Genomic DNA, 24,585 nt, shown 5'->3' with positions numbered 1-24,585 from the left:
CGAAATGCCGTCCAGCGGTGACGTCACGGCGGTTGTGCCGACGCTCGATGAGGAGGAGGGCATCGGGCTTGTCATAGACGAGCTCAGGGCCAACGGCGTCGGTAGGATAGTCGTCGTGGACGGAGGCTCGAGGGACAGGACGCGTGAGATAGCGTCCTCGAAGGGGGCTAGGGTTGTGATACAGGAGGGCAGGGGGAAGGCCCTCGCGGTCAAGACGGGTTTGAGGTTCGTCGAGACCCCCTGGGTGCTAGTGATAGACGGGGACCACACCTACGACGCGTCCTACCTCGGTGCGATGCTCAGCGCCGCGGAGGGCTACGACGAGGTTATAGGGGCGAGGCTGATAGGCAGGGAAAACATACCCCTACTCAACCGCTTCGGGAACTGGGTTATCACGAAGACCTTCAACATCCTGTTCGGCACGAGACTGTCAGACGTATGCTCGGGCATGTACCTCGTGCGGGCGGACGTGCTCAGAGAGGTCTGGTTCGAGGGGAGGGGCTTCAGCGTCGAGGTCGAGGTCGCCGCTCACGTCGCCAGCACGTCCCGCAGGATCACCGAGGTCCCAGTCCGCTACCGGGAGCGCAAGGGGAGGCCTAAGCTGGGCAGGCGCCACGGGCTCCAGATCATGCTCGACGCGGTGAGGCTCGCCTGGCGCTACAACCCGACGGTCGTCGTCTTCGCCCTGGGCTCCGTGCCGCTGCTGCCGGGGGTTCCGATACTCCTCTGGGTGTTCTACGAGTACGTCTTCCGGAGGGTCGAGCACTTCGTCTGGGCGATCATCTCGCTCCAGCTCGTGAGCGTGGGCTTCGTCTCGATGCTGCTCGCGATAGTGTCCCTCTACCTCAAGCGGATGGAGTACAGGCTGACGGAAAGGATCGAGAAAGCGGTGCAGCAACGCTCCAGCTGACCGCGCCCCGCATCGAGAGTTATGGATTAGGATTTACGCGGGTTAGAGCCTTTGATGTTGCGGGCTGGGCGTCCTTTGAGCTTAAGCCTGCTTGCTCCCTAGACAATCGTATACAGGTGAAGGATTGAGCCCCGGGATAGTACCAGCAGGGTTTGAGGAGCGTTGTTGCCGAGCGCTTAGCTACAGTCCGGCCGTGTACACCTTGAGGTACCGCTGGATAGCGATGTCCCACGTGTACCTCGCGAGCACCCTCTCGTAGGCCTTCCTGGCGAGCTCTCGGGCGAGCCCCCCGTCGCTGAGGACGAGCCTGACCGCCTCCGCGAGCCCCTGAATGTCGCCCGGCTTCACGAGGACGCCTGCGCCGCCGCCGAGCAGCTCCACGTTCCCGCCAACCGCTGTAGCAACGCAGGGAACGCCCAGGGCCATCGCCTCCAGTAGGGCTGTGCTGAGCCCCTCGTGATACGATGGGAGCACGAAGGCGTCGCTTCCCTTGACTAGCTTCAGGGCCTCGCTCCGTGGCTTGTAGCCCAGCACGTGTATGTTGCCGCTCCTCGCGGCTAGCCGCTCCAGAGCGGGACGTAGGGGGCCGTCGCCGACGAGGACCAGGTGCGCGTCGACGTTGTGCCGGAAGAAGGTGAAGGTCAGGTCGAGGACACCCTTCTCCCTGGAGAGCCTGCCAGCGTAGATCACCTGCCTGTCGTAGAGGCGCGTCGCATCGGAGGGGAGGTCTTTCAGGTCTATGGCGTTCGGCACGTAGTGGACGTGGTAGCCCATCCTCCCGTAGGCCCTCGCGACGTCCCTCGAAACCGCTGTAAGCGCGTCAGCCCACCTCAACGCGGCCCGCTCGACGCCGCGCGCGAGCTCGCCCAGGGGCCGGCCGTAGAGGAAGGAGATCTGGTCTGAGAACACCCCGTGGAGGGTGAGAACCTTCCAGCCACCGGCCAGCCGCATGGCGGGCGCGGATGGGATGTTGTGCGCGTGGACGACGTCGTAGCCGCCCCGCCTGGCCAGGGAGGCCGCGGCGGAGAGCAGCGTGAAGCTGGGATTCGAGAGGCCCTTTCTCCTCACGCATCGCAGCCTGCCGCATGACAGCACTTCGACGAGGAAGCCCCTTTCCCGAAGCTTCTCGGCGAGCTTGGAGACGTGCTGTGCCACACCACCGATGCCGTTGGAGGTCGGGGAGATAACAAGTACTTTCATGTATCGCGCCTTTTGAACGGGATGGCGGGGAAAATATATTGTTTAGTTCGCTGTAAATGCCGGTGCTCGCATTACTAGGGTTTACTGCTGGACGCGAGTCTCTTCACCCTCAGCACGTATTCGACTTTATCGAGGAGATTTCTTTTAAAGTTCTCGTACGTAAACATCCTTGAAACTTCCATGCTCTTCCTTCTAAGCTCCACGTAGTCAGCACTAGATTCAAGTCGCTTTACTATTCCCGGAACCTCCTCTATGCTTCTGTAGCCGAGTACATCCGAAACCCTGCTTACTACGTCGTGCCACGCTCCGCCATCCCGGTATACGATAGGTACAGCACCCGCAGCCATTGCCTCGACGATCGAAATCCCGAAGTGCTCGGGAAACTCTGGGTGGAGGTAAAAGCGGGCGGCCCCGAGGTACTCGAGCACCCTGGACCTTGGTAAGTTAGTCTCTAGAATAACGTTGTTCAAGCCTTGCTCCTTGATTTTTCGCTCTATGCTTTCAAGTATTTTCTGCGAGTGCTCGGTGGTGGAACCTATAATGACGAAGTTGTAGTCCCTAAGTTTCGCCGCGACATCAACTACTTTGTGAAGCATTTTGCCGGCAACGAACCTGCTGGTAGTGACTATAAGTTTCTCCCTATTCTCGTTACTGGACACTCTGCTGAAGTACTCCACATCAACGGGCGGGTAGACTACGTCGGCGACGATGTGATGGACCTTGAATATTTGCGCGGCAGTCCAAGATGAGTTCGTAAGCACTCTACCTGGAGTGATTTCATTCTTGAGAGAGTTGGCATAGAGTCTCACAATCCAGTCGTAAAGCCTCCAGTGAGGTGATTTGTCCTTCTCTTTGAGGAAGTCCGCCCAGGCAGGGTAGTGGATGTAACTTATATCAGTTGGAGAAGGGATGTTGCTCTGCGTCTCAAGAACAAGGTCGTAGTCCCCACTTACTTTACTGAGGTATTCTGTGAAAAACCTCTTGTAGACAGTCAGTCTCCTGAGCCTGGAAAACCTTCCGCGCATCACGCTCCCTAACTTATAGGCAACAGGAAGCTGCTTAACAGCTACATTGAACTCGGTAACATCAATGTTAAATCTTTCCAGAACTGTAGCCCTCTCTAAAGGTGTAGAAGAAAGTATAGTTACGCTATAACCATCTTCTCTGAGAGCCTTCGCGGCGTTCAGGGCAAGGAACTCTGCGCCGCCTAAAACATCGAAGAAGACGTGAACAAGGAGAACCCTACCTTTCATAGCTTAACACTCAAGCAATGATTTGAAGTATTAAAACATACTCACTTCAGCTTACAATACTTTGTTTTGTAAGCTATTGTAAAGTTAATTATTATCCTCAAAAAAGCTATGAAATGCATTAGGGAATGTCTTCAAAATCTTTTCTGAGAGTTAGAGTAAACAAGTAAATCCTGTATGAACACAATAGTGAAAATCACCTATAGCACCATCTTGCCCCCGTTCACTAGTATCTACGCGGTTCACCAATGCAATTTTTGAATCTTTTTACCTCAGCTTCTTTATGCTTTCTCAACATCTTCTGCTGTAACTCACCATGATCTGCTTCAACCATTCTTTAATGAGATTCAGTCTCTAAACATAACTACCGAACGGCTTTGTGCGAGAAAAACAATTTCAGCCCATCCGCTCTTTTTCAGGATCTTTCGCATTTGAGGAAAAACAGCTTGCCACCAAACATCTACCCGCTCCCACCATGCGAAAAACCATTCCCGTGGCAGGCCGAGATCTTCGGGTAAGCAATAATCTGTGTACCGGTAAACTATAGCCTGTGCGGCTTCACTTCCGTTACTTCTCCTGATAGAATTCGCAAAGCTGTCAAGCGAGGAGACTAGTAGCATGGCTAGAACTGAGGGGGTGATTTTCCGCTCGTAGTAATACACTTGTGCCGGAGTGAAGTTACAACCTTTAACAGCGTCGCTAATATTCCTCAGCCTTCTTGCATAAAAATTCAACCTTCCTTTAACATACCTAGATTCTGCGAGGCTCGAGGGAGACTTCTTCATGTTTGTGGTAAAGGGAAAGGAGAGGATACTTCGTGCAAGAACGCCGCGCTTTATAGCTCTAGCAACGAGCTCCCAATCCTCGCCGACATTTAAATCTCTCAGTGCACTCGTAGCTAAATTTTATACTCCCGAGGGCTAGGCCCTCCGCTTTCTCCCATAAGGCAAAGAGAACAAGGTGCTTTGCTCTAATCGGAGTGTGTTCCATGAACCATAGGTTAACTGTAAACGAGATAAGTTTTATTTTGATGAGCATGCCTTCATGGTAAAAATGGGAGTTCATCGACTGCACGGCGAGGCAGAAAATGCTGTAGCTCTGATGAGAGGGTTAGAATCGAAGTAATCCGCTAGTTGTCTATAGCGTGCATTATAAGGTTGACCTCCTCCTGAATGATCTCATTCCAAGGTCTAAGCCTAGGGGCTTCGACGCTAACCCTGCTAGCTGACAGCAAATCTGTAGCCTCGTCAGCCATGGCATCGACGTCGAGCTCCCGGACAAGCCTGACACCCTCCAATTTCCCGTAGTAGGTGCTCAGGGCTGGGATATCGTACCCTACGATTGGTGTGCCAAGTAAGAGGCTTTCAGCCACAGCGTACGGGAAAGCATCCTGGTGGCTCGGGTATAGCATGAGCTTTGCCTCCCGCACGAGCCTGAGCCTTTCTTCTCTGGAAACGAAGCCTGCGAAAAGAACCTTATCACCTATGCCGAGCCTTCCGGCGAATTTGCGGAGTCTTGCTGCCTCGCGGCTTGGGATGTTGCCGGTAATGATAAGCCTGTAATTGTTGAAACTTCGAGCTATTTTCCTGAAAGCTAGGAGGGCTTCCACGACGCCCTTAGTGACGCTGGGTCTACCGCCAAAAATTAGGTAGTCTTTCTTTTCAGTAAACCCCTCCCGAATGCCCCTAATTCGCATGAGGTCTTCCTTATCAAGTGTGACGCCGGGATCCATGTAGAAAACTCTATTAGACTTCTCCAAACCCATCTCGAGGCACACGGCTTTACTGATACCGAGAACTAACGTATAGTTATTTAAGACACTTTTAACTCTGCGTTCGTATAATTCGTCGCTGAAAGACTGGAATGCTTGAGCTAAAGTTTTCCTTATTTCCTCGCGTATTCCCCCGTACAGGCAATCATAGTAAACTCGGGTTGCCACTTTTAGCGCCCTCACTCTATGCTTTAGCGCGTAGAATGCTGGCAATTGCAGGATGGCGATTGAAGGGTTCCCTTCCTCTGAGGCGATTCGATTAGCAAGCCACAGCGAGTCCCAAGTTTCATGCCACGACAGAACAGCATCCACGCGAGGTACAAGCCTGGGGTTTTCCCGGACTAAAAAAGAAGGGGCGAGCAAGAAAAGCAGTTGATATGCACGCCTTGGGATGGTTGACTGAGGTCTGTGCCCCAAGTACCCAAGAATCCTTACCCCTTTTACTGCAAGCTCTGATAAAGTTTTCACATCATAGCTCCAGGGGTCAATAGGGGGTATGAGCAAGTATGGATCGATGCCGCGCGAGCAGTATTCTAGCAGTGACTTTTTAGCTCTATAAGCTCCTCCGCCTGTCACCGGGAAAGGGTTTGAAACGACGAGAACTTTCATCAAAGACTGCAGTACTGAGACAATAAATTTTTTATGTTACTTGAGAACCTGATGAAAGCACCGAGGTTTCATTAAGTATACTCAAGATGCTTAATTAAGCAGAAGGGCCTCCTAAGATAATGCTGGATACCTGGGTCTATCCCTTCGGAGCTTACGGTGCTTAAGCTTTAAGCTTCTCAGCTTATGATTCTGAAGCTTAAAGAAAACCTTATTGCTCGAGTCCGCCGCAGTGAGCTTATCATTTAAGACTACTTTACCTCCCACTGTAAAGGCTAGTTCATGTATGCAGGAAACCTCTCCCCATTGCTGGGAGTAGTATTACAGCGCCAAGTGTGATCGCTTTAGTTTTCATAGCGTTTTCTTTAGTAGGATGCAACTACGAAGATTCTCAGAACGCTTTCAGGGGAGAAGGCTTTTAACTCTGTATTAATTCCCCGAGGCGATGATAGTCGTTTTGACTCACGACGTGGACTACTCGGTTAGGGGGCCTGGGGTTAGGCACGTGCTTGAGAGGAGGGAGAGGTTTGAGGGCTGGGTTGTTGAGCGCGTGCTGCGGGAGGGCTTCAACCCGTACTTCGGCGTGCCGAGGGTGGTAGAGGTCGAGGAGGGGCTAGGTGTGAAGTCGACTTTCTTCTTCAGGGCTTTCTACGACGACGGCGGGACCGTGGAGGAGTACGCTGGGGTCATCGGTGAGCTGCTCAGGAGGGGTTGGAGCGTGGGGCTACACTTCAACGACCCTGGGCGCGTCGCGGAGGAGAAGGCTTTCATGGAGCGGCTGGGCTTCAGGGTTGAGGGGACGCGGGGCCACTTCCTCCGGGTCCCGGATTTCGCGGCTCTGCGCTCTCTGGGCGTGAGGTTCGACTCCAGCGTCTCGTACGCGAAGGGCGGTTGCGACGAGCGAAACGCGGGCTTCTTCGAGGTGGAGGGGGTGGTGGAGTTCCCCGTGACGCTCATGGACGCGTACATGTTCACGTACGACCGGCTGGACGAGGAGGGGGTTGTGCCCTTCATCGCCGGCTGCGTCGAGAGGCTTAGGGGCCGGGGCGCGAGGCTGGTCACGCTGCTGTGGCACGACAGCTCCATCTACATGAGAGGCGGGCGCGCGTACCCGAGGGTGCTTGAGGCGCTGTCGAGGTACGAGCTCGTGGACATGGCGACTGCGTACAGGATGGTTGCCTCGAACGAGATCTGACGCCGGGAGACACCCGTAGGCTTGGGCCGGGCTCCGGTGCCCCTTTCCATGCTTCGAGCTTCACTTCTGCTGCCTCTGCTCCTTCATCCTCTTGTAGGCTAGGCCGAGCATCATCGAGGCGTATATGTGCAGCTTCCAGGCTTCGGGGTGCTCCCCGTACTCCCTCACGGCCTTCCTGGCCAGCTCCAGCAGCTCCTGGGCTTCCTCGAGGCTCAGCTCCTCCTTCTCGCTCTTGTCTAGGAGGTCGGCGAGCCTCTTCCACCCCTCCCGAGTGAAGGGGTTCGAGACGGCCAGCCTCTCGAGCTTCCTGCCCACCATTGCTTCGAGCCCCGAGATCCTCTCGGCGAGCTCTGAGGTTCTGCTGTCAAGCTTCTCCTCAAGCCTCTTCAGCTCCCTCTCGACGCCGTCGAGCCGTTTTTCGACGGCCTCAAACCTTTCGTCCACCCCGGTAAACCTCTTGTCGATGGCTTCAAACCTCCGGTCTACCTCGGTGAACCTCTCGTCGATTTGCTCGAATCTTTTCTCGATGTTGGCGAACTTCAGGTCTATTTCCCGGAATTTGCCTCCCAGCCAGTAGGCTAAGGCGATGATCGTCGCGAGCCCTCCCACCCCTCCGATGGCCGAAAGTACGCTGAGGATGTCCACAGCTCTCCTGCTAACTATCTGCGTTAAGGTACTTATATCCTTGGTGCATCTCCCCCTCTCTCCGTGCTGACTTTATTTTTTCAGGGGAGTGACTTCACACAGGAGGGTTCCAAGGCTACTCGGTCAGCTGCTCGCCACTGTAACCGAATATTTGCATCCTAGCAGCGTCCAGGCCAGCTTGCCTTCATCACCCCTCGCCTTTCCGCGAGAAATCACTCACGGGGACTTCTCCTTTACGGAAAGTGTTACCCCAGCCGGGGCGACACGCCCACTGTAGGCAACCCATGAAAACCTCGAAAGGGAGCCCTCTGACCGGTGGGGTGGGTAAATGCGCAGGCGCGGCCGGGGCATGGGTGTTTAGGCGCCTAGAGCGGTGATGTATTGCTTGCGGCCCGGAGTGTAGTGCGGTTAACTTTATCTTGATAGGTTTGGAGTCAGGCTTGGTCGTGATGGGCTACAGGGTTGTCGTCGCATCGATTGCCTCGCGCAAGGCTCTCGCGATTGCGCGGTCCCTAAGGGCGGCTCTTGGGGCTGAGGTTGTGGGCGCGTCCCACAGGAGGCACCCCTTCGCCTACTCGCGGCTTTTCGACAGGGTTGTGGTGCTGGAGGGCGCTGCGCGTGGCGGGGCCGAGTGGGGGCTTGCTGTGCTCGATGTTGCTGAGGGGGTTGGGGGCGACGTGGTTGTGCCTGTGGACTTCCTGGACGTCCTCTCGCTCTCGCGGGTTAAGGGGCGCGGGCGGGTCGCTGTTATCGCTCCGGACTACGGGCAGGTCGTCGTCGCGTCGAGCAAGGCAGGGCTCGCGGAGCTACTGGGAGAGAGCCTCGTGCCCGCTTCGGTGGTCGTCGGGGACGGCTCGGGGGCTGGGGCTGTCTACAGGCTTAGGCCTCCGCTCGTGGTGAAGGGCTTGAGCGACGCGGCTAGCCCGGAGTTCTTCCCTGACGTGGAGGGGGCCGTGGAGGCAGCGGCGGCGAGGGCCCCGTGCCTGGTTCAGGAGTACGTGCCGGGGAGGGGTAGGGGGTACGAGGCGGTCGCCTTTGAGGGGGAGCCTCTGCTCGAGTTCACGCACGAGAGGGTTGTCGAGTACGATCCCGGGGGCGGTGCGAGCCTGGGGGCGAGGGGGCCTGTCCTGGACCCTAGGCTATACGGGGTCGGCAGGCTGGCGCTCTCGAGGCTCCGGTGGACCGGGCCGCTGATGGTTGAGGTCAAGCGGGTGCCCGCTGAGGAGAGGTACTTCGTGGTGGAGCTGAACCCGAAGTTCTGGGGTAGCCTGGACCTCCCCGTCTCGCTCGGCTACCACTTCCCGGCGGTTCTGGTGAAGGCGGCGCTGGAGGGGGTTGACTCGGCTCGGGCGTTCGCGAGGGGGCTGAGGGTCGGGGCCGGTGAGTTCTACTGGGTTCTGGACGGGTTCAGGTACGCGGCCAAGCTGCCCGGGACGTGGCTCCGCATGGCCTTGAGGGCTAGGCGGAGCGACGTGAGCCTCTCGGACCCTGCTAGGGTCGCGGCCCAGCTGGCTGTAGCTGTTGAGAGGCTCGGGGCGGAGCGGGAGGGCTGGCTGCGCTCCCTTGAGAGGGACTACGCCAAGCTGAGGCGATTCTACGGGCGCCTCGTGGGTGCCGGGAGGCCACTCGCGATCCTCGACTTCGACGGGGTGATCGTGAAGCTGAGGCTTGACTGGGGGCGAGCCTACAGAGCGCTGGAGGAGCGCGGCTTCAGGAGGCCCTGGGAGAGCGTGACGGGGACGCTACGGAGACTCTGGAGGGAGGACAGGGTTAGGTTCGAGGAGGCGTCGCGCCTACTGCAGAGCTTGGAGGAGAGGGCACCTGCGGAGCGCCTGCTGGGCGGCGGGGACCTCGAGGGGCTTGAGCTCTGCGTCGCCAGCATGCAGCCCGTCTCCGTACTGAGGAAGCACCTGGGCGGCGTCAGGCTCTACGGACGGGACAGCGGCTACGGGCCGTTTAAGTCCGAGATGTTCAGGGCCTGCGTGGAGGAGCTGGGGTGGCGTGGGCCCGTGGTGGTGCTGGACGATGACCTGTACAACTGCGTGACGGCGCTTAGGATGGGCTTCTACCCTGTCAGGGTGGTTGGCGACGCGTACAGGGCGGTTGAGGCGCTTAGGGTCGGCATCCTCCCCGTGGGCATCGAGGATCTGAGGGGCTTCCTCGGGCTGCTCAGGCGGCTTCAGGCCAGGCCCGGGTAAAGGCCTCGCCCCAGCTACTTAACGCTCTCCGCTTTTGCACGGCATGAGATGACGTTAATGCCTTACGCGTGCTTGAAGACCTCATCGCGAACCGCCGACTCGCATTTGAGGGGCGCGGATGAGCCCAGGGAAGTCTTCAACCTTTAAACGCCGAGTAAGCCTCCTCTAGCTCCTCGTAGGAAAGCCTGCTCTTCACGAGGCCTCTCATCCGCGTGGTCGCAGAGGGGCCTCAGGCGTTTGCGAAAGGCTCCATGGCTTTGCGTAGAGCTTTGCCGATTATGAAACCTAGTCTTCGAGCCTTTTCCGTGAACCTTCTCAGCGGTTTCCCGCTGACCCTAACGCGGAGACCTCTCTTCATTATACTCGTCACTGTATACGTCTAGAAACCAATCTAAATGCGTTTTTACCGTTCGACGAGGACGGTCGTCGAGCGCCTTCCGCTTGTTAGATAAATGTGGCAAGAACAGCCCCCATGTCCTGGTCGTGTTTCTAATTAACGACTTTCACCATCAGGCGCGTTATAACCAGCGCTTCCCGGCACTGGTGTCGTGCTGTGCGGGAGGTTCGCGGGACCCAGTTCAAAGGGGACACAGTGCTCCTGGAACATTGTTATATTCTAGTATAAAGTAGTTGTATCTGAAAATAACCTTGTTATACTACAGTAAAACAAAGTTACGTTGAAAAATAATGATGTTATTGCTGGGATTCCTGCTTCTGCTCCTGCTCGAGCTTCTTGAGCTCTTCCTCGATCTCCTTCTCGATCTCCTCTATGGGCTTGGGTGGGGGGGTGGTTGCGAGGGTGTAGCCGATCCAGGCTAGGATGCCGAAGACGCCGGCCACGGCTAGGAAGAGGGTTATCTGCACGACGAGCTGGCTCCAGGGTGTGAGGAAGACGAGCCACGCGTAGGCGAGGATCACGGCTATCGACGCTACGAGCAGGATTGCCCCGACGAGCTGGTCTCTGGACATACGCTTACTCAGCGATTGCACAATTTATATTTTTGTCGCCTATTCCGGAAAAATTTATCTTTGGGAGCGCCGCTCTCCACTTGTATGCTCAAGGCTGTTATCCTGGCGGGCGGGCTCGGCAAGAGGCTGAGGCCCTTGACGAATGACAGGCCTAAGCCGCTCGTGGAGGTTGCTGGCAGGCCTATCGTCGTCTGGCAGGTGGAGTGGCTGAGGAGGCAGGGTGTCTCGACCTTCATCATGTGCGTTGGGCACCTTAAGGAGAAGTTCCTCGAGATCGTGGGGAACGGGTCCAGGCTCGGCGTGAAGGTGTACTACTCCGTGGAGGAGGAGCCCCTCGGCACCGGCGGCGCGCTCAAGAACGCTGAACCCCTGCTGAAAGGGGAGGACGTCTTCGTGGTGGTGAACGGCGACGTCCTGACGAACCTCGACGTCTCCAGGCTCGTGGAGAAGGCTAGGGGCGCTGTGGGCAGCATCGCCCTCGTGCCCCTCCCAAGCCCCTACGGCGTCGTGGAGACAGATGGTGAGGTGGCGAGGAGCTTCGTGGAGAAGCCCCTGCTGAGGGAGTACTGGATCAACGCCGGAGTGTACGCCTTCACGCCGAGGGTCTTCGAGTACCTGCCGGAGAGGGGGGACATCGAGAGGGAGGCTTTCCCGAGGGTGGCTAGGGAGGGGCTTCTCAGAGCCGTGAAGTACGACAGCGTAGCGTGGAAGAGCATCGACACTCACAAGGACATCGAGGAGGCTGAGAAAAGCGTGATACCCTACCTCAAGGCCTTCCTCGGAGATCAAGCCTAGAGAGGCCGGCTCCTCACACTCTCCTCGTGATCACGAACTCGCAGTAGGGGTCTCCCCTCTTTATGCACTTCGTCTCGCGGGGCTCGACGCCCTCCCTGCCCACGCCCCAGCTAGCAGCCACGAAGCCAGCGAGCAGGCCGCGTATCATCATGCTCTCCGCCTCCTCTATCTCGCCGAGGTGCTTGCACTCGACGCTATCATACACCCTCGCCGCGAACCTCCAGTCCGTGAACTCGGCGACCTCGAGGACGCCGTAGCCCGTCAGCCTGAACACGTGCTCGAGTAGCCTCGCCTGGTCCTCGCGCCTCCTAGCGAGCCTCGAGTAGAACTCGCGGTGCATCGCGGCGCCAGAGTCAAAGAACGTGTGGTAGAGGATGTAGCCGAAGCCCGTGCCCATGTGCCTCCAGCCGTAGAGGAGAAACTCTCGGAGGACCGGCTCCCGAAAAATAACGGCGCGGATGCCCCCTAGTAGCGGCGGGAAGCCCCAGGCGTCGACGGCAACCCCCTCGATGACCGGCGGGGAGTGCTCGACTCCTTTCACGTAGGGCGTCTTGGCCAGGCATTCCCTGATCCTCTCGACTGCCTTGCTGTCGGGAGGCTCGCAGGCTATGAAAGCCCAGAAGGGTTCGCCGGGCCTGCCCGTCACGTGCAAGCTCAGGATGGGCGTGTCGTTGCTCGCGAAGCACTCGGAGATCCTCGCCAGAACTCCCCTCGCTGTCAGAGCCTCGGGCGCGAAATCTACTCTGAAGGCGTGGGGCCTGCCTCCGGGGATGACCACGATCCTCCCGCTATGGAAGGGTAAAAATTCCCCCGCTGCATCCATATCGCTTTCTCGTTTCGTCAAGGTTCCTTATATTTCTATCTTTTTCATTTTATGCGGAAAGCACTTTCCATAATAAAGATAATGTTCTTGCAGCGAGTTTCCAGTAAAAACGGGATAGGTTGCGTCTATTTTGAGCCCATACGCTAAACCCGTCCTTTCCCCTACGATCTTCGTTGAGAGGCGTGGCGATGCTTTAAATAGCCGGGGGCGCGGTTTCCGTATGAGGTGTGAGCGGTGCCGGGTACTGCTCTCGAGAAGTTCTACGTCGCTGTTACGGAGCTCCTGGGCCAGGTTTTCTTCTCGGAGGAGGGGAACCTCGAGAAGGCCGCTGGGCTCGTCGCGGAGTCGCTGGCCAGGGGCGGGTTCGTCTACGTCTTCGGGACTGGCCACTCGATGATCATGGCGCTCGAGATGTTCTACAGGGCTGGTGGGCTCGTCAGGGTTTACCCGCTCTTCGACCTCAGCCTCTCGGGCCTCGGTGGGGCTTTGAGGAGCACTTTCCTCGAGCGCACGCCGGGCTACGCTAAGGCTATCCTCGACTCAGTCCCCCTGTACCCGAACTCCGTCCTAATTATCGTGTCGAACTCGGGTAAGAACGCGGTGCCCGTCGAGATGGCCGACGAGGCGAGGAGGAGGGGACTGAAGGTGATAGCCGTGACGAGCGTCGAGTACAGCCGGAGCGTCCCTGCCTCGAACCCCCTCGGCAAGAGGCTGTACGAGCTGGCCGACATCGTGATCGACAACAAGGTGCCGGCGGGTGACGCCGTGCTGAAGCTGGAGGGCTTCCCGCAGAGGGTCGCGCCCGTTTCCACCATCGTGTGCGCCTTCATACTGCAGTCCATCGTGGCTAGGGCTGTGGAGATACTCCTGGAGAAGGGCGTCGAGCCTGAGGTGTGGATGAGCTCTAACGTCCCCGGCGGGGATGAGGCGAACAGGAGGTTCCTGGAGAAGTACCTCGAGAGGCTGAAGCCGCTCTAAGGCTACCTGTCGAAGTACCTCTTCAGCTCCCACTCCGTCACCTCCGTCTGAGACGGGGTCGCGCCCGTGGAGCTGATGTAGCTCTCCCACTCCTCCAGCTTGGAGGCGACCAGCAGCCCTATGGCCTCCCTGCCACCGCCTTCAGGGAGGGTTGCGCTACCAGCAAGGCTCGCGGCTTCGTGTAGGGTCCGCGGGACGGCTTCGAGGCCTGCCAGCTTGTAGGCGTTCTCGCTGCAGGGGGGCGGGGGCTTGAGGCTCCTACTCAGCCCGTCGGCACCAGCCGAGAGCACAGCCGCCAGTGCTAGGTACACGTTCCCGGAGGAGTCCGGTAGCCTGTACTCGACGGTCCCCGAGGCGCCTCTTGGGCCTCTCGGTACCCGGACGAGGACGGACCTGTTCCCCACACCCCACGCGACGAGGACGGGGGCCTCGAAGCCTGGGATGAGGCGCTTGTAGGAGTTGACGGTGGGGTTTGTGAGTAGCGCGTTGGCCCTGGCGTGGGCGAGGAGGCCTGCTATGAAGCTGAGCCCCTGCTCGGTGAGCTGGCCGTCCTCCACGAGGATGTTCGACCCGTTCCTGTGGGCGCTGAGGTGCAGGTGGAGGCCGCTTCCGGGTAGGCCTGTGAAGGGCTTGGGCATGAACGTCGCGCTTAGGCCGTGCTGGGCGGCCTTGTGCCAGACGACTTTCTTGATGAGGAGCAGGGCGTCGGCCGCCGCTAGGGGGCTCATGGGCTCTGGGAGTAGCTCGTACTGGCCCGGCCCAACCTCGTGGTGCGCCGAGTGCACCCCTATGCCGGCGTTCTCAAGCTCCTCTATTACCCCGGCTAGAAAGGAGGAGGCTGTGCTGCTGAGGGGTGACCAGTAGTAGCCGTTGTCCGCGGGCTTGTACCCGCTGGTGAGGTAGAACTCGACCTCGAGGCCAACGAGGGGGTCGAAGCCTAGCTTCTCGGCAACTTCCCTGAGGATGTGGCGGGAATAGGTGGGGAGGGGCTTGGACCCGTAGTAGAGGTCTCCAATGAGGATGGCTGTTCTGCCTAGGGGCGAGTTGACCAGCCTCAGGGTGGAGGGGTCGGGTATGACTGTGAGGTCCGAGTCTTCGATGCTGGCTAGGCCTAGGGAGTAGCCGTCTACCCGGAAGCCCCCGGTGAGCGCTTCAGGGTTCTTGGCCTTGAGCACCCTCTCGTGGATCCTCCCGTCTAGGTCCTGGAAGATGACTGAGAAGTACCTCACGTCGCCGCGGAGGACGAGCCTTTCAAGGGCTTCTGGCTCAAAGGCCTCTGCTACCCGCATATACGCCTACTAACGGAAGGTTTGAAAAGCTTTACTGGTGAAAAGCTGTAAAAAATTCCGAGCCTCCAGCTTTATGGCTGTATGAACAGCGGGATCACCGCGGCTGCAACCGTAATAGCCGCGCAGGCCTCCACCGCCGCGACCGTCGCCCTGTAGCCCTGCAGCCTCACGCTCCCCGGCTCGAAGTAGATAGCTTTCAGTAGCCTGGCGTAGTACGCGGCCGCGATGCCCGTGTTGATGAGCGCTAGGGATGTCAGCCATGGGGCCGTGTACACGGGGGCCAGGAAGAGGTACAGCTTGCCCCAGAAGCCCGCGAGCGGCGGCAGCCCCATCAGGCTCAGGGTAAGTATAGCCGCTGAGGCCGCGAGGGCCGGGTTGGCCTGGGAGAGTCCTCTCAGCTCGTCGAGGGCTGGGGGCTTGCCGCCGTGCCTGCGCACCGTCCTCGCGAGCAGGAAGAGGCCTGTCTTCGCGAGCGAGTAGGCTAGTAGCTGGAGCGCAAGGCCGTAGAGGGCTATCCTCCTCGCCTCGGGGGCGGCGAGGGCCGCTAGGCCCACCAGCAGGTAGCCTGCTTGGGCTATGCTGCTGTACGCGAGTAGGCTCTGGAGCCCTCTCTGGAGCAGCGCGGTCACGTTGCCGTACGTCATGGTCAGGACGGCTAGGGCGCCTACGAGCAGCAGCCACTTCTCCTGGGCCTGGGGTATTAGGATCGATGAGAGCTTGTAGAGCGCGAGTATTGTGGCTGCCTTGGAGAGCGGGGCCACTGCTGAGACGGGGAGGGGGTCTGAGTAGCCGTAAGTGTCGGGTAGCCATGCCTGGAAGGGGAATACGCCTATCTTGAAGCCGACTGCCGCTAGCAGGAGCGCCGTGGCGCCCAGGCCGGCTGCGAGCGGTATTGAGACGGGGTGGCTCAGCTGCAGGCTCCCCGTTGCTACGGCTACGACCCCGAGCGAGAGCAGCAGGAGGTTTGAGGCGGCTAGGCTCATGAGGCCGTACTTCGCGGCTCCCGAGGCGGAGTACGCGTCCCGCGGTATGGCTATCAGCGCGTAGCTCGAGACGGAGAATAGCGTCCACGAGGTGAAGAGCACCGGTATGCTCCCCGACCACGCTACCCCCAGGAGGCCCGTCACGCCCGCGATCGCGAGGATGTAGGCCCCGTTCTCGTACCTGTACTCGCCCGCCGGCCCCCGGAAGCCAGAGACGCTGATCAGGGCGTCGAGCAGGGCTATGGCCGCCACCGCAAGGGAGAACCAGTCTGCCGCGACCTCGCGTTCCCGGATGGGGGTGAGGGTTAAGCTGTAGAGCGTTAGGGCTAGGAGCGACGCTAGCGCCGCCACGGCTGTGGCGTGGGCCAGGGCTCCCCGCTTACCGGCGAAGAGCAGGGCAACGATGGCTGCCGACGCGACGCCCAGGCTAGCGTAGACTACTTCCATCACCTGAACCACCCCGTCAGCACGAGTAGCAGGAGGATTGAGGCGCCGAGCCAGAGGTAGATCAGGTAGTGTGGGGCTCGGCCTGTCTGCATCCTCCTGAAGCTTGACCAGAGGGCCTTGAAGAGGTTCACGAGGTGGGTGTGGAGGAGCGCGTCGTAGCCGGGTTCGATGAGCCTGTACGTTATCCTCGAGAGGCCTGTGAACGCGGCCGGCAGGACCCTGTGGTAGAGCGCGTCCACGAGGCCCGAGTCTACGAACCTGTACGTTAGCTCTGAAAGCTTCCTGAAGCCCGCGACGATCACCCTGTAGTAGACTGGGTTTATGAGCCACCTGTCGTAGAGGAAGCTGTGGATTCCCCTCAGGAGCCCGCTCTCCCTAACCCTCGCGTAGGGGTCCCATGCCCTGAAGGCGTACAGGTACAGGGTTGCTAGGAAGCCTAGGAGCGCTAACGCTAAGGTGGCCTCTGTGGCCCCTGCTATGGGCGCCGCCTCGGACAGCGGGGCGCTCTGGGTGACTCCTAGTGTGTGCTCAAGCGTGGACTCGAAGCCCTTGCTCACGAAGGGCCAAGCTATTCCGAGCCCCAGGCTGAGCAGGCCCAGCGTGAGGTAGGGCGCCAGCATCGCCGGGCCGGGCTCGTGGGCGTGGTGCTCGCGCGGCGTCCCCGCGAACACCCTGGCGAAGACGCGGGCCGTGTAGGTGGCCGTGAGCCCGGCGGTTACGACGGCCAGCAGCGTGGGGACCAGCAGACCAGCCTCGGCTGACAGGTGGATTATCTCGTCCTTGGTCCAGAAGCCCGCGAAGGGAGGTATCCCGGAGAGGCTCAGCGCCGCGAGGAGGAACGCCGTCGCTGTGAGCTTCATGGATGAGGCTAGGCCCCCCATGTCGTCTATGAAGCGGCTGTGCACTGCGTGTATCACGGCTCCGGCCGCCAGGAAGAGCGCCGCCTTGAAAACCGCGTGGCTCATCAGGTGGGCTAGACCCGCTGTGAGGCCGCCTATCGACCCGAGGGCCAGGGTGCCCACGGCTACGCCCATGAACATGTATCCCAGCTGGCTCGCCGTCGAGAACGCCAGGATGAGCTTCAGCTCCCTGCTGACGAGCGCCATCGTAGCCATCATGAACGCCGTGAAGGCGCCTATGAGGGCGAGGCTCTCGAGGAAAGAGGGTATGGCCTGCGGCGCGCCAGCGGCCGCTAGCGCCGCGTGGGCGGCCACGAGGATTGGGGCGAAGCGGAGGAGGAAGTACACGCCCGCCTTGACCATCGTAGCGGCGTGGATCAGCGCGCTGACAGAGGTTGGGCCCGTCATCGCGGTGACGAGCCACTCGTGGAAGGGGAACTGGGCGCTCTTGGCCATGGCGCCGAGGAAGAGCAACCAGAGGAAAGCCGGCAGAATGCCTCTGGTGAGCAGGCTTGCGGCCCACGTGCCCCGCGCGACCTCGCTTAGGAGCGTTGTCCCGAGGAGCGTGTGCAGCGTCGCGACCCCGAATACCATGCCGACGTCGCCTAGCCTCGTGAAGACTAGGGCTCTGAGCCCTGAGTGGCTGGGCTCGAACCACATGGGCACGCCTAGCGCCCTGCGGCCTGGGTCTCCGACCCACCTCTCCTCCTCGTCTGTGAACCAGTGGCCGATCAGCGCGTAGCTCGCAAGGCCTGTGCCCTCCCAACCTATGAACATGGTGAGGAGGTTGTCTGAGAGGACGAGGAGCATCATGCTCCCGACGAAGAACGTGAAGAAGAGCCAGTACCTCGTCTCTCCCCCTTCTCCGCGCATGTACTCGTAGCTGTAGACCGCTATGAGGAAGCTGAGCCAGGAGACCACGGCCGCCATGATCGAGGAGAGGCCGTCGAAGAGCACGCCGATGTTGACGCCCAGGGTTTTGACCCACTGGAAGTACACGTGGACCTCGTGGCCCTGAGCCACCTTTAGGAGGCCGACGGTCGAGGCTAGGGCTGACAGTAGGAGCGCGGCGATGGAGACGAGTGACTTGGCTCGCCAGGACGACTTGCTGAGCACCATGACGGTTGCGGTCGCGAAGTAGGGTGCGAGCCAGGCTAGTAGTAGCGCTTCCTGCAATGTCCTTCACCCTTTTAGCCACGGATCACCTGCGATAGCTGAGTCACCAGGGGGTCTATTAGGGGGGATGCAAGCAGGAAGGAGGCGATGCCCATTGCCGCTAGGAGGGCTAGGGGCAGTAGGAGCTGGCTCTTCGCCTCGCGCGCCTCGCTCAAGCGCAGTGGGCCGTAGAATATCCTCCGCATCGTGAGGAAGGCGTAGGCTGTTGAGAGCCCTATGCCTACCAAAAGCGCCAGCGCTGTGCCCGTGTACCACGCGGGGCCAGCCTGCAGCGTCCGCTCGACCGCGCCCCTCACTATCAGGTACTCGCTCCAGATGCCGGCTGTGGGGGGTATACCCGTGATGTGCATGAAGCCGAGCAGGGCGAGGGCCGCCGTGTAGGGCATCTTCTCGGCGAGTCCTCCCATCTTGGTTATGTCCCGCAGCCCGTGGTAGGTCGCTATCAGTGCTCCCGCGACGCCGAAGAGGACTGCTTTGCCGAAGGCGTGGACCATGTAGTGCAGGAACGTGCCTGCAACCCCGTAGGCCGTCACGGTTGAGAGGCCTAGTAGCAGGTAGCCCATCTGGGAGATGCTGCTGTAGGCTAGGAGCCTCTTGAAGTCGGTCTGGCTCAGGGCCATGAGGCCCCCATAGATTATCGTGGCTAGGGCCCACACCGTGAGGATGGGGCTGTTGGCGGCGAAGGTGCTGGGGAAGAGGACGTAGACTATCCTGAACATCATGGCTCCTCCCAGTCCGATGAGGTTGGGGCTCAGGAGGGCTGAGATCGGGGTTGGGGCCTCGGCGTGGGCGTATGGTAGCCACATGTGGACGCCTAGGACCGCCAGCTTGACGGAGAGGCCCAGGATCATGAGCCAGAAGGCGTACTGGGCTAGCGCTACCCCCTCGCCCGCCGCGAGCCTGTAGCTACCCATGGCGTCGATGAAGTCGAAGCCCCTCTGGAAGCCCACGGTCAGGGCGCCGATGAGGAACAGTAGGGCGCCGACGTGGGTCCAGAGGAGGTACATTATCGCTATTCTGATCCTGTCGCCGTAGCCGTAGAAGGCTATCAGGAGGAAGCTCGGGATGAGCGTGAGCTCCAGGAACACGTAGAACTCGATTATGTTCGTGGACAGGACTGTCCCGATCATGGCCTGCGAGAAGAGAGTGTACAGGAAGTAGTAGGACCTCCAGCCCGGCGGCCTGACGCCCTCGTGCTCCATCTCCTCGAAGCGGTGCTCCATGTACGGTATGCTGTAGAGAGCGATCAGCGCTGTGGTGATGGCTATCGAGAACGCAACGAGGAAGGAGGGGGCGTCGAGCAGTAGGCCGAATGTTCCGAGCCCGTCAACTGTGAAGCTTAAGGGGTCTGCCCACGGCTTGCTAGACGCGTGGAGCGCGTAAGCTGCCAGCAGGGATGCTGCCGAGGTAAATAGCGCGAGGGAGTTGATTACACCAGCGGCTTTCTTCCTGTTTCCCAGGAACACTGTCAGTACGGCTGAAGCTAGCGGCGCTAGCACGGCCAGCCATAAAAACGGGACACTACTCATTTTCACCACCTCTTAAACCCGGAACCTCATAAACATCAACACTCCTAGTCCTCCTGAAGAGGAGGACGAATATCGAGATCAGAACACCTACTTCAACACCGCTGAGAGAGATCGCGAGCAGGGCGAGCGATGAGGCCTCGTCAGGTACTCTGGAGGCCAGCATGAGGAGAGCCAGGAGGGCGCCGTTGAACATCACCTCGAGCGATATCAGCGCTTTTACCGCGCTCCTGCTTGTGATGGCGCCTAGGGCGCCTAACCCCATGAGAACCGCGGGGACAACAAGCAGTACAGGCGACTCCATCTACACCACCTCTCGTGCATCCGAGGAGCCTCCGGACGCGAGCATGACCCCTGCGATGACCAACACGGCCAGGGATGCCCCGAGGTAGAAAACGGCGAGCGGGTGCTCCTCGAAGAGGATCTCCTGCACCCTCGAGGGTTTCAGCGCGGCGACGGGTGTGGTGCCCTGCGAGATGCCTGTGAGGAACAGGTAGAGCGCCAGCGTCAGCAGAAGCGACGCGAGGGCTGCGGGGGCGAGGGACTTCCTCTCAAACCCACCTGTGCGACCTATCAGCACGACCCCAAACACCACAAACATGACCGTCGCGCCGACGTAGACCAGCGCGTGGAAAACTCCTACGAATCCGTAGCCCAGGAGCGCGATCAAGGACGCGGTTGCGAGGCCGGTCAGCCCGAGCATGACAGCGGAGTAGAAGTCCTCGCGCGATTTCACGGCAAGGCCCGCGGCCACCACTGCCGCGAGCGACGCTAGGGCCAGGTATACATCAAACAGATTAAGCCAGCTCATGCCTCAACCCCCTCTCCTCGTCAAAAACCGTTTTAAGCCTCCTAGCCCCGCCCGCCACCGCGGGTGAGACGGGCTCCTGCGAGAACCTCTCCGGCGGCACTACGAGCTCGTTTAGGGACTCGTAGGCTACGTCGTGGACCTTGGTCATCTCAAGGGCGTTCTGGGGGCATATGTCCACGCAGAAGCCGCAGAAGATGCACCTCTGGTAGTTGACGCCCGGCCTCCCCTTCCTGTCGGTCTTGGTCCTGTACATCTTCATTGCAGAGGCCGGGCATATCATCGCGCAGAGGCCGCACTGTATGCACCTCTCAGGGTAGTAGCGGATCAGCCCCCTGTAGCCCTCCGGGGGCTCGACGTACTCCTCGGGGTAGTAGACCGTGATCCTGTTGGGGAAGAGCAGGTACTTCAGCCCTGTTGCAACTGCTCTCAAGTGCAGCTTGAATGAGGATACGGGTTTAGACAACACCCACCACCCTTAGGAGTATGGATATTAAAAGGGAGATTAGAGAGAGCGGCAGGTAAATCCTCCACCCCGCTCTGAGCGCCTGGTCAAGGCGGTACCTGCCGTAAACCGACCTTAGGAAGACGATGAAGAGCATTAGGAGGTAGGCCTTGGCGAACAGGAGGACACCTCCGAGGCCGGGGTAGAGGCTGTAGAGCGGGGCAACCACGGGCTCCCAGCCGGAGAGGAAGAGAAGGGTGTAGATGAGGGATAGGGAGTACAGCTTGAGGTACGCTAGGCCCATCCCTATGCCGAATATTATCCCGCTGTACTCCACGTAGGGGCCGGCCACTATCTCCTGCTCGCCCTCAACGATGTCGAAGGGCAGCTTGCCCGCGCTCATGACCATGCCCACGAAGAACGCGAAGGCGGCCACGGGGTTCAGGAGAAGGCCGGGGAGCCACTGCCTGGAAACGGCTTCCTCGAGGTCCAGCGTCCCGTAGAGCACGCCCATGGAGAGAGCGCTGATGAAGACGACGGCCTCGTAGGCCAGACCCATGAACGCCTCCCTGACGGCACCCTGGATGGCGAACTTGTTGTTGGAAGACCACCCCATGAGCAGGACTGAGAGCGGTACAGCCGAGATCGCCGCCAGGGCGGCTGGCAGGGAGTAGGGTGATTTTATGGGCGAGAAGCCTGGCGCAGCTGGGATGAAGGCGAAGGGCACTATGGCGAGGGTTAACGCCAGGACCGGTGCAAACAGGAAAGGTAGCCTGTCAGCGGTGGCGGGGATTATGAACTCCTGGAACATGTAGCGCGTGCCGTCAGCCAGCATCTGCAGCACGCCGCCGAGCCTCCTTGTCACGTACAGCGGCCCCACGCGCATCTGCACGCGTGCCGCTATCTTCCTCTCAGCCCAGATCACCGTGAGCAGAACGACAAGCGCTGTCAGCAAGCCCGGGAATATCAGAGGCGCGAAAACCTGCGGGCTAAGGAGAAGCCTCAAAAGCCAGGATAATGCGTCTCCCCAACTCATGCCGATCACCTGTCCGCCTCAGGCGGGAAGTAGTCTAGGCTACCGTAAATCGCCGGGAAGTCCATAAACCTGTGCCCGGGCATCAGGTACCTGAAGAGTATGACGTTGCGGAAGGAGGGGGTTACGACGCGGAGCCTGTAGGGCTTCGTGGAGCCGTTCCCGGTCACGTGGTAGAATATCTCCCCGTGGCCCATCTCCACCCGGCTAACCGCGTCACCCTCCGGCAGCTTGAGTGAAGCGAACACTCCGGGGAACTTCACCCTCCCGGTCTTCGCAACCTGCTCGCGGAGAGGAGGCGGGAGGAGGCGCAGGTACTTTTCCGAGAAGAATGGCCCGTCGGGGATCTTCCTCAAAACCTGTCGTATGATGCTCATGCTCTGCTTTATCTCCTCGACCCTCACGAGCATCCTGGCGAGGGCGTCGCCCTCCTCGCGCACCGGCACCTCGAACTCCAGCTCGCTGTAGGCGGCGTAGTCCTCGGCTAGCCTCGCGTCGTACCTGATGCCGCTGGCCCTCAGGTTCGGCCCGACTATCCCGAGCCTGCTGGCCTCGCTCTTCCTCAGAACACCAACACCCTCGTACCTCGCCCGAACCTGGGGGTTGTCGAGGAATATCGCCATGTAGTCTCTGAGCCTCTTTTCCATGTACCTTATCGCCTTCTCAGCCTTATCCGCGAAGCCCTGGGGTAGGTCGCGCCTCACCCCGCCGGGCACGCTGTACGTGTGGGTTAGCCTCGAGCCGCTCAGGTCCTCCGCTAGCTGTATCCACACCTCTCTGTCCCCGAAAGCCCACATGAACATGGTTGAGTGGTTGAGCATGATCCCGGCTATCCCCATCCCGTAGAGGTGGCTGGCGATCCTGTTGATCTCGCTGAGCAGGGTGCGCAGGTACCTGGCTCGTGGGGGCGGCTCCACGTCCAGCAGCTTCTCGAGCGCGCGTACCAGGCCTAACGTCACGTTGTGGCTGTCGATTATCGTCATCCTCTCGAGGAGCGGTATGGACTTGATGACCTCGCGGCCCTCGGCCAGCTTCTCCATGGTGCGGTGGACATAGCCTATGTCCGGGTCCACGCTCACTATGATGTCCCCCTCAAGGCGTACTATGAAGCGCATATGCCCTGAAGCGGGGTGCTGAGGACCTATGAAGAGCTCGTACGTCGACTCGTCTCCCTCCTTAGCAATGAGCCTGCTGTAAACCACTCCGCCTGCCTCACTCGACCTCAACATAGGTACCCTCCTCCACCACCTTGAAATCCTTCCTTAGCGGCGGGGGCCCGGACCAGTCTGGGGGTAGTAGTAGCCTGCGCAGGTCCGGGTTCCCCTCGAAAACCACCCCGAGCATCTCCCACGTCTCCCTCTCCAGGAGTATGGCGTTTGGCCAAACGTCGATGAGGCTCGGGAGCTTCGGGTCGTCGCGGGGAACGCGCACCCTTATCTCGACGAGCACGCCTCTCAGGTCCTCGCGGTAGCTTTCAGCGTGGTAGACGACCTCTACGACCCCCTCCTGAGGCCAGTCTACACCCTCAACGGAGGCGAGGTGGTCGAAGCCCAGGTTAACTGTCTCCTCCGCGAGCTCGCGCAGCCTATCAGGGGTCGCTCTCACCTTGACTACTCCGCGCGCAGCGGCTGCCTCGAACCCCTTTTCCCTCAGCTTCTGCTCAACCAGGCTAACGGGTTCTGCTCCACTCACCCTTCCTCACCTTCTCCTGGAGCATCAAAATCGCACGGGCGACTGCTTCAGGCCTGGGCGGGCAACCGGGTATGAAGTACTCGACGGGTAAAATGTCCTTGGGCTTCACGATGTTGTAGCTGTTGTAGAACAGCCCCCCGTCGATAGCGCACGCGCCCATGGCTATCACGAACTTGGGCCAAGGCATCTGGTCGTAGACTATCTTCGCGGCTTCACCCATCTTCCTCGTGAGCGTTCCCTCGATCACAAGCAGGTTGGTCTGCCGTGGGGAGTTGAATGGTAGGAATCCGAAGCGCTCCGCGTCGAAGCGTGGCGCGCTAGCCGCGGCGAACTCGGCTCCGCAGCAGGAAGTGGTGAAGTGGACGGGCCAGAGGCTGAACGCTATAGCCCAGTCGCGCAGGGACCTGATCGGGGTTTTCTCCACGAGCCACTTTGTGGCCTTCCTGGCGGACTCCTCGATGTTCCCCACAAGCACGAACCCGAAGGGGCACGACATAGGCTCATCCTCGGCTAAATCCTCCAATCCTCGATCTTGTCAGACATGGCGACACCCCAGGCGACGACGGGGAGGAGCAGAGCCAGGACCGAGGCTACGGGGATGAGAGAGGCCCTGGAGCTGGAGAAGGGGAGCAAGTAGAGAAGCACGACCAGGGGCTCGACCCCGAGGTACAGGATCACGTAACCGTAGTACTGGAAAGGCAGCCTGGTCTTGGCCTCCCCCGAGGGCGGGTTGCCTGCCTCGTACCTGACGCGCTTGAACCTGCCCTCTGGACCCCTCTCGAGGAGCAACGCTAGCAGTACAACTAACGCGCCCGCAAGAAGACCTACCGACGTGACGAGGAATAGCGTCGTAGCGGGGCTAGGCATGAAGCTCCCTTCATACTCCCGCGCCGCGTATATAAACCTTAAGTTACTAGACATATATACACTTTTTAAGTTAGACAATG

The 24,585-nt window shown here is 59.8% G+C and carries 25 protein-coding genes; 5 read left to right on the top strand and 20 right to left on the bottom strand.

Annotated features, from left to right (window positions below; all coding sequences use genetic code 11):
- The first annotated feature begins 4 nt into the window (after positions 1 to 4).
- Positions 5 to 910: a glycosyltransferase family 2 protein gene (locus MOV14_RS08435; protein ID WP_318536886.1), complete on the top strand. Its 906-nt coding sequence runs from the start codon at positions 5 to 7 to the stop codon at positions 908 to 910.
- A gap of 180 nt (positions 911 to 1,090) precedes the next feature.
- Here MOV14_RS08435 and MOV14_RS08430 read toward each other — a convergent pair whose 3' ends face one another.
- The 4 genes from MOV14_RS08430 to MOV14_RS08415 form a co-directional block, all read right to left on the bottom strand.
- Positions 1,091 to 2,110 (bottom strand): glycosyltransferase family 4 protein, encoded by a 1,020-nt coding sequence (locus tag MOV14_RS08430; protein ID WP_318536885.1) that lies wholly within the window; start codon positions 2,108 to 2,110, stop codon positions 1,091 to 1,093.
- A 74-nt stretch (positions 2,111 to 2,184) separates the two neighbouring features.
- On the bottom strand, positions 2,185 to 3,363 hold the full coding sequence (locus tag MOV14_RS08425) for a glycosyltransferase (RefSeq protein ID WP_318536884.1): 1,179 nt from the start codon (positions 3,361 to 3,363) through the stop codon (positions 2,185 to 2,187).
- 344 nt (positions 3,364 to 3,707) lie between these two features.
- Positions 3,708 to 4,145, bottom strand: coding sequence for a hypothetical protein (locus MOV14_RS08420; RefSeq protein WP_318536883.1), 438 nt, complete (start codon positions 4,143 to 4,145; stop codon positions 3,708 to 3,710).
- A gap of 344 nt (positions 4,146 to 4,489) precedes the next feature.
- Positions 4,490 to 5,443 (bottom strand): glycosyltransferase family 4 protein, encoded by a 954-nt coding sequence (locus MOV14_RS08415; RefSeq protein WP_318536882.1) that lies wholly within the window; start codon positions 5,441 to 5,443, stop codon positions 4,490 to 4,492.
- Between the two features lie 739 nt (positions 5,444 to 6,182).
- Between MOV14_RS08415 and MOV14_RS08410 the strand changes: the two genes are divergently transcribed.
- Positions 6,183 to 6,932 carry a hypothetical protein gene (locus tag MOV14_RS08410; RefSeq protein ID WP_318536881.1) on the top strand — a complete coding sequence of 250 codons (750 nt, stop codon included), beginning with the start codon at positions 6,183 to 6,185 and terminating at the stop codon, positions 6,930 to 6,932.
- 60 nt (positions 6,933 to 6,992) lie between these two features.
- Here the strand turns inward: MOV14_RS08410 and MOV14_RS08405 are convergent, their stop codons facing one another.
- Positions 6,993 to 7,577, bottom strand: coding sequence for a hypothetical protein (locus MOV14_RS08405; RefSeq protein ID WP_318536880.1), 585 nt, complete (start codon positions 7,575 to 7,577; stop codon positions 6,993 to 6,995).
- A gap of 419 nt (positions 7,578 to 7,996) precedes the next feature.
- Here MOV14_RS08405 and MOV14_RS08400 point away from each other — a divergent pair, with 419 nt between their 5' ends.
- The gene (locus MOV14_RS08400) at positions 7,997 to 9,775 is read left to right on the top strand and encodes a hypothetical protein (protein ID WP_318536879.1); all 1,779 of its coding nucleotides are present in this window, start codon (positions 7,997 to 7,999) and stop codon (positions 9,773 to 9,775) included.
- 229 nt (positions 9,776 to 10,004) lie between these two features.
- Here the strand turns inward: MOV14_RS08400 and MOV14_RS09975 are convergent, their stop codons facing one another.
- A complete protein-coding gene (locus tag MOV14_RS09975) occupies positions 10,005 to 10,133 on the bottom strand; it encodes a hypothetical protein (protein WP_326403682.1) in 129 nt (42 codons plus the stop codon).
- Between the two features lie 335 nt (positions 10,134 to 10,468).
- Positions 10,469 to 10,744: a transcriptional regulator gene (locus tag MOV14_RS08395; RefSeq protein ID WP_318536878.1), complete on the bottom strand. Its 276-nt coding sequence runs from the start codon at positions 10,742 to 10,744 to the stop codon at positions 10,469 to 10,471.
- Positions 10,745 to 10,828: 84 nt separating this feature from the next.
- On the opposite strand from MOV14_RS08395, the gene MOV14_RS08390 reads away from it, so the two are divergent.
- Positions 10,829 to 11,539 (top strand): nucleotidyltransferase family protein, encoded by a 711-nt coding sequence (locus tag MOV14_RS08390; protein ID WP_318536877.1) that lies wholly within the window; start codon positions 10,829 to 10,831, stop codon positions 11,537 to 11,539.
- Positions 11,540 to 11,552: 13 nt separating this feature from the next.
- Here MOV14_RS08390 and MOV14_RS08385 read toward each other — a convergent pair whose 3' ends face one another.
- Complete coding sequence (locus tag MOV14_RS08385) at positions 11,553 to 12,362, bottom strand: 4-vinyl reductase (protein WP_318536876.1); 810 nt, start codon at positions 12,360 to 12,362, stop codon at positions 11,553 to 11,555.
- Between the two features lie 234 nt (positions 12,363 to 12,596).
- On the opposite strand from MOV14_RS08385, the gene MOV14_RS08380 reads away from it, so the two are divergent.
- Positions 12,597 to 13,340, top strand: coding sequence for an SIS domain-containing protein (locus MOV14_RS08380; protein ID WP_318536875.1), 744 nt, complete (start codon positions 12,597 to 12,599; stop codon positions 13,338 to 13,340).
- 2 nt (positions 13,341 to 13,342) lie between these two features.
- On the opposite strand, the gene MOV14_RS08375 is transcribed toward MOV14_RS08380, so the two are convergent.
- The 12 genes from MOV14_RS08375 to ndhC all read right to left on the bottom strand — a co-directional run bounded on the left by MOV14_RS08375 (position 13,343) and on the right by ndhC (position 24,505).
- The gene (locus MOV14_RS08375) at positions 13,343 to 14,629 is read right to left on the bottom strand and encodes a glutamine synthetase family protein (RefSeq protein ID WP_318536874.1); all 1,287 of its coding nucleotides are present in this window, start codon (positions 14,627 to 14,629) and stop codon (positions 13,343 to 13,345) included.
- A gap of 71 nt (positions 14,630 to 14,700) precedes the next feature.
- Entirely contained in the window at positions 14,701 to 16,059 is a 1,359-nt protein-coding gene (locus MOV14_RS08370) for an NADH-quinone oxidoreductase subunit N (RefSeq protein ID WP_318538154.1), read from the bottom strand.
- Positions 16,059 to 18,134 (bottom strand): NADH-quinone oxidoreductase subunit 5 family protein, encoded by a 2,076-nt coding sequence (locus tag MOV14_RS08365; protein WP_318536873.1) that lies wholly within the window; start codon positions 18,132 to 18,134, stop codon positions 16,059 to 16,061. The genes MOV14_RS08370 and MOV14_RS08365 overlap by 1 nt, the downstream gene beginning before the upstream one ends.
- Before the next feature lie 14 nt (positions 18,135 to 18,148).
- The gene (locus tag MOV14_RS08360) at positions 18,149 to 19,663 is read right to left on the bottom strand and encodes a complex I subunit 4 family protein (RefSeq protein ID WP_318536872.1); all 1,515 of its coding nucleotides are present in this window, start codon (positions 19,661 to 19,663) and stop codon (positions 18,149 to 18,151) included.
- A complete protein-coding gene (locus MOV14_RS08355; protein ID WP_318536871.1) occupies positions 19,656 to 19,964 on the bottom strand; it encodes an NADH-quinone oxidoreductase subunit NuoK in 309 nt (102 codons plus the stop codon). The genes MOV14_RS08360 and MOV14_RS08355 overlap by 8 nt, the downstream gene beginning before the upstream one ends.
- Positions 19,965 to 20,471 (bottom strand): NADH-quinone oxidoreductase subunit J, encoded by a 507-nt coding sequence (locus MOV14_RS08350; RefSeq protein WP_318536870.1) that lies wholly within the window; start codon positions 20,469 to 20,471, stop codon positions 19,965 to 19,967. It lies immediately after the preceding gene.
- On the bottom strand, positions 20,458 to 20,934 hold the full coding sequence (locus MOV14_RS08345) for a NuoI/complex I 23 kDa subunit family protein (RefSeq protein ID WP_318536869.1): 477 nt from the start codon (positions 20,932 to 20,934) through the stop codon (positions 20,458 to 20,460). Before MOV14_RS08345 ends, MOV14_RS08350 begins: the two co-directional genes overlap by 14 nt.
- Positions 20,927 to 21,949 (bottom strand): NADH-quinone oxidoreductase subunit NuoH, encoded by a 1,023-nt coding sequence (nuoH, locus tag MOV14_RS08340; RefSeq protein WP_318536868.1) that lies wholly within the window; start codon positions 21,947 to 21,949, stop codon positions 20,927 to 20,929. Before nuoH ends, MOV14_RS08345 begins: the two co-directional genes overlap by 8 nt.
- Positions 21,950 to 21,954: 5 nt before the next feature.
- On the bottom strand, positions 21,955 to 23,175 hold the full coding sequence (locus MOV14_RS08335; protein WP_318536867.1) for an NADH-quinone oxidoreductase subunit D: 1,221 nt from the start codon (positions 23,173 to 23,175) through the stop codon (positions 21,955 to 21,957).
- Positions 23,159 to 23,638, bottom strand: a complete 480-nt coding sequence (locus MOV14_RS08330; RefSeq protein ID WP_318536866.1) for an NADH-quinone oxidoreductase subunit C — start codon at positions 23,636 to 23,638, stop codon at positions 23,159 to 23,161. The genes MOV14_RS08335 and MOV14_RS08330 overlap by 17 nt, the downstream gene beginning before the upstream one ends.
- Positions 23,616 to 24,134, bottom strand: a complete 519-nt coding sequence (locus MOV14_RS08325; RefSeq protein WP_318536865.1) for an NADH-quinone oxidoreductase subunit B — start codon at positions 24,132 to 24,134, stop codon at positions 23,616 to 23,618. The genes MOV14_RS08330 and MOV14_RS08325 overlap by 23 nt, the downstream gene beginning before the upstream one ends.
- Positions 24,135 to 24,148: 14 nt before the next feature.
- Positions 24,149 to 24,505, bottom strand: coding sequence for an NADH-quinone oxidoreductase subunit A (ndhC, locus tag MOV14_RS08320; RefSeq protein WP_318536864.1), 357 nt, complete (start codon positions 24,503 to 24,505; stop codon positions 24,149 to 24,151).
- Between the last annotated feature and the right edge of the window lie 80 nt (positions 24,506 to 24,585).

The organism is Infirmifilum sp. NZ, from assembly GCF_022693705.1.
Classification (GTDB): domain Archaea; phylum Thermoproteota; class Thermoprotei; order Thermofilales; family Thermofilaceae; genus Thermofilum.
This window is presented reverse-complemented; position numbering and strand designations above follow the sequence as displayed.

Bases quoted from the DNA above. Each gene is read 5' to 3' on its own strand.
- MOV14_RS08350 (WP_318536870.1), bottom strand. From the start codon at position 20,471: ATGAGCTGGCTTAATCTGTTTGATGTATACCTGGCCCTAGCGTCGCTC.
- MOV14_RS08435 (WP_318536886.1), top strand. From the start codon at position 5: ATGCCGTCCAGCGGTGACGTCACGGCGGTTGTGCCGACGCTCGATGAG.
- MOV14_RS08385 (WP_318536876.1), bottom strand. From the start codon at position 12,362: ATGGATGCAGCGGGGGAATTTTTACCCTTCCATAGCGGGAGGATCGTG.
- MOV14_RS08360 (WP_318536872.1), bottom strand. From the start codon at position 19,663: ATGAGTAGTGTCCCGTTTTTATGGCTGGCCGTGCTAGCGCCGCTAGCT.
- MOV14_RS08430 (WP_318536885.1), bottom strand. From the start codon at position 2,110: ATGAAAGTACTTGTTATCTCCCCGACCTCCAACGGCATCGGTGGTGTG.
- MOV14_RS08325 (WP_318536865.1), bottom strand. From the start codon at position 24,134: ATGTCGTGCCCCTTCGGGTTCGTGCTTGTGGGGAACATCGAGGAGTCC.
- MOV14_RS08410 (WP_318536881.1), top strand. From the start codon at position 6,183: ATGATAGTCGTTTTGACTCACGACGTGGACTACTCGGTTAGGGGGCCT.
- MOV14_RS08375 (WP_318536874.1), bottom strand. From the start codon at position 14,629: ATGCGGGTAGCAGAGGCCTTTGAGCCAGAAGCCCTTGAAAGGCTCGTC.
- MOV14_RS08420 (WP_318536883.1), bottom strand. From the start codon at position 4,145: ATGAAGAAGTCTCCCTCGAGCCTCGCAGAATCTAGGTATGTTAAAGGA.
- MOV14_RS08395 (WP_318536878.1), bottom strand. From the start codon at position 10,744: ATGTCCAGAGACCAGCTCGTCGGGGCAATCCTGCTCGTAGCGTCGATA.
- nuoH (WP_318536868.1), bottom strand. From the start codon at position 21,949: ATGAGTTGGGGAGACGCATTATCCTGGCTTTTGAGGCTTCTCCTTAGC.
- MOV14_RS08370 (WP_318538154.1), bottom strand. From the start codon at position 16,059: ATGGAAGTAGTCTACGCTAGCCTGGGCGTCGCGTCGGCAGCCATCGTT.
- MOV14_RS08425 (WP_318536884.1), bottom strand. From the start codon at position 3,363: ATGAAAGGTAGGGTTCTCCTTGTTCACGTCTTCTTCGATGTTTTAGGC.
- MOV14_RS08355 (WP_318536871.1), bottom strand. From the start codon at position 19,964: ATGGAGTCGCCTGTACTGCTTGTTGTCCCCGCGGTTCTCATGGGGTTA.
- ndhC (WP_318536864.1), bottom strand. From the start codon at position 24,505: ATGCCTAGCCCCGCTACGACGCTATTCCTCGTCACGTCGGTAGGTCTT.
- MOV14_RS09975 (WP_326403682.1), bottom strand. From the start codon at position 10,133: ATGAAGAGAGGTCTCCGCGTTAGGGTCAGCGGGAAACCGCTGAGAAGG.
- MOV14_RS08335 (WP_318536867.1), bottom strand. From the start codon at position 23,175: ATGTTGAGGTCGAGTGAGGCAGGCGGAGTGGTTTACAGCAGGCTCATT.
- MOV14_RS08390 (WP_318536877.1), top strand. From the start codon at position 10,829: ATGCTCAAGGCTGTTATCCTGGCGGGCGGGCTCGGCAAGAGGCTGAGG.